Source organism: Bacillus sp. AFS001701, assembly GCF_002559405.1.
In the GTDB taxonomy this organism is placed as follows: domain Bacteria; phylum Bacillota; class Bacilli; order Bacillales; family Bacillaceae_G; genus Gottfriedia.
This window is the reverse complement of sequence record NZ_NTZO01000589.1, coordinates 1-3,714: the sequence shown is the minus strand read 5'-3', so window position 1 is coordinate 3,714 and position 3,714 is coordinate 1. Positions and strand designations below refer to the sequence as shown.

At 33.6% G+C, this 3,714-nt stretch carries 1 protein-coding gene; it reads left to right on the top strand.

From position 1 onward, the window contains the following. The first annotated feature begins 95 nt into the window (after positions 1-95). Positions 96-3,677, top strand: coding sequence for a bifunctional 2',3'-cyclic-nucleotide 2'-phosphodiesterase/3'-nucleotidase (locus tag CN514_RS23575; RefSeq protein WP_098234657.1), 3,582 nt, complete (start codon positions 96-98; stop codon positions 3,675-3,677). Positions 3,678-3,714: the final 37 nt, after the last annotated feature.

Sequence of the window (3,714 nt, the reverse complement as noted above, 5' to 3'; positions counted from 1 at the left end):
GTATAATTAAATATATTTTAACCTATTTTAATTTTATAATAATTTTTGGGGATTTTTTTAATGTAATCCTAATAAAACATATAAGGGGAATATAAATGGGGAGAAAGAATCGCACTAATACGAAAGCGTTATCATTTTCTTTAGCTATATCGTTATTAGGTATGTCAATTGTGAGTACGCCAGTGTATGCTACACCAAAAGAGGCTGAACCTGTTAATGTGCTTGCATCGAAGAATAAAGCTGAAAAGGATTTAGTTAATTTCCGAATTATGGAAACGACAGATATCCATACAAATTTATTAAACTATGATTACTACAAGGATGGAGCTTATGAAAAAGTTGGATTAGCTAAGACTGCTACTTTAGTAAAAGAAGCTCGAAAAGAAGTTCAAAATAATGTTTTAGTTGATAATGGGGATTTAATACAAGGTACACCACTCGGAACTTATGAAGCAAAAATTGATCCATTGAAAAAAGGAGAAGTTCATCCTGTATTTAAAGCAATGAACCTAATGGGTTACGATATTGCAACTTTAGGGAACCATGAATTTAACTATGGGTTAGACTTTTTAAACGAAGCATATAATGATGCTGATTTTCCGTACATTAATGCAAACGTTTACGTAGATGATTACGATAATAATCCTAATAATGATAAGAACAAATTTAATCCTTATAAAATTATTAAGAAACAAGTAATTGATGAACAAGGGAAGAAGCAAGAAATTAAAATCGGCTTTATTGGATTTGTACCACCTCAAATTAGTGAGTGGGACAAGGCAAACCTTGATGGAAAAGTTATTACTAAAAATATAGTCGAAACAGCTAAAAAATTCATTCCTGAAATGAGAAAAGACGGTGCAGACGTAATTGTTGCAATGACTCATTCAGGATTTAATGCGAATAAAGAAAATACTGAAGACGTTATTTATTCATTAAGTGAAGTACCTGGTATTGATGCAATTACGTTTTCTCATACACATAAGGTATTTCCAGCAAAATCAGAGGTTACACTTGATGCATTATTTTTAGGGGCAGATAAAAAGCCATTACCAGGTGTTGATAATTCGAAAGGAACAATCAACGGTGTACCAGCAGTTCAAGCAGGATACGGTGGTGGTTCATTAGGATTAATTGACCTAACACTTAAAAAAGAAAAAGGAAAATGGTCAGTAGTAAATTCCCAGTCTTCAACTAGAGAAATATGGGCTGATGTAAAGGATCCTGCTACAGGTAAAACAAAAACAGAAAGTACAGTAGCTCCAGATCAAGAAATCGTAAATGCTGTTAAACCAAATCATGATGCAACCGTTAAGTATGTAAATACACCAATTGGAACAACTACCGATGATATTCATAGCTACTTCTCATTGATACAAGATGATCCATCGATTCAAGTTGTTACAAATGCACAAAAATGGTTTGTAGAAAAATATATTGCTGAAAAGAAACCAGAATATAAAGAATTACCAATTTTATCAGTAGGAGCTCCATTCAAAGCTGGCCGTAATGGTGTAGCTGAATATACGGAGATTAAAAAAGGCGATCTTACGATAAGAAGTGCTGGCGATCTTTATCTTTATGATAATACGTTAAAAGCAATTAAAGTAAAAGGTTCTGTTGTGAAAGAATGGATTGAGATGACCGCAGGTAAATATAATCAAATTGATCCAAATAAAACAGAAGAACAAGCATTATTAAATCCAGCTTTCCCTGTTTATAACTTTGATGTAATTGATGGTGTTAACTACCAAATTGATGTAACAAAACCAGCAAAGTATGATATAAACGGAAATCTAGTTAATAGTAATTCAAGTCGAGTAATAAACTTAACTTATAATGGACAACCAATTGATCTAAATCAGGAATTCATCGTTGTAACAAATAACTATCGTGCTGGTGGCGGTGGTAATTTCCCAGGTGTAAAAGGTAGCGAACTTGTAGTAGATTCTGCTGATGAAAATCGTCAAATCTTAATGGATTACATTTCTGAATCGAAAACAATCACACCAACAGCTGATCATAACTGGTCGATTGCACCAATTAGCGGAAATGTAAATGTAACGTTTACGACTTCACCAAGAGCGGAAGAATTTATCAAGCCTAATAGTAATATTGCATTTACAAATAAAACGGATCTTGCAGGATTTGGAATTTTTAAATTAGATTTAGGTACAAAAGAAAATATTAAAGTCCAATTATTAGGCTTAAATGATCTTCATGGCCAGCTTGATACTGATACAAAAGTTACTGTTAATGGCCAAGAATTATTAGCTGGAAGTATGGAATACACAGCTGCCGCAATGAAACAACATGAAGCAGAAAATCCAAATACATTACTAGTTCACGCTGGTGACATGATTGGTGGAAGCCCACTGATTTCTGCGTTATTCCAAGATGAACCAACAGTTGAAGTGATGGAAGCAATGGGTTTTGATGTAGGTACAGTTGGAAATCACGAGTTTGATGAAGGCATTGCTGAATTAAAGCGTATGATGAATGGTGGAGAACATCCTAAAGGTACAAAAGGGTATGACGGAATGAACTTTCCAGTGATTGCTGCCAATGCATATGATTCTGCAACAGGAGAATTAATTACTCAACCATACACAATTAAAGAAGTGGGCGGTAAAAAGATTGGTTTTATCGGAGTAGTAACGCAAGAAACTCCTAATATGATTGTTCGAAAAGGAAATGAAACGCTTGAGATTCGTGATGAAGTTGAAGCAATTAACCATTATACGGATATTCTAAAAAAACAAGGGATTAAAGCAATCGTAGCATTAGCACATAACCCTACTCTTCAAACAGGTAAAGCAGATTTATATGATGCAACTGATATTGCTGAAAAAGTTGATGATGAAGTAGATGTTATTTTTGCTGCTCATAATCATGTATTTAATGATAAAGTAGTTGATAATAAATTAATTGTACAAGCTTATTCATATGGTTCTGCATTTTCTGATGTGGATTTAGAATTAGATGCAGTAACAGGTGAGATTGTTAAAAAGCAAGCAGAAGTAGTAACAGTTTATCAAAAAGACTATACACCAGACCCGACAGTTTCTGCGATCATGAAAAAATATGAAGATTTAATTATGCCAATTAAAGCTCAGATTGTTGGTGACTCAATGCAAACTTTACCAAAAGGATATCCATCTTCAGATACTTACGGTGATTTTGCACTAGGTAACTTAATTGCAGATGGAATGAAAGCATCAATGAATGCTGACTTCGCAATGATGAACGGTGGCGGTGTTCGATCACAACTTGACGCTGGTCAAGTTACGTTTGGTGATTTATTCGCAATTCAGCCTTTTGGAAATGTCTTAAATAAAGTAATGCTTAGCGGTCAAGATATTGAAACAGTTTTAAATAATCAAATTACCGATAAGGGATTAGATTTCCATATCGCTGGATTCAAATATACTTGGGATTCAACGACTAGAAAGGTAGTAGACATCTTTTTACCGGATGGTAGTAAAATTGATCCTAATAAAGAATATTCAGTTGTAGTAAACAACTATATGTACGGAAATGTAAAATATGGTATTGGCGAACGTTCCACTGATTTAGAAGTTGGACCAGAGGATCTTCAAGCGACTGTAGATTATGTTAAATCACTTCCAAGACCTTTCGTTTATGAAGTTGAAGGAAGAATTCAAAAAGTAAATTAAGACTAAAATCGTTAAATAAATTAGTTAACAAAAAAAT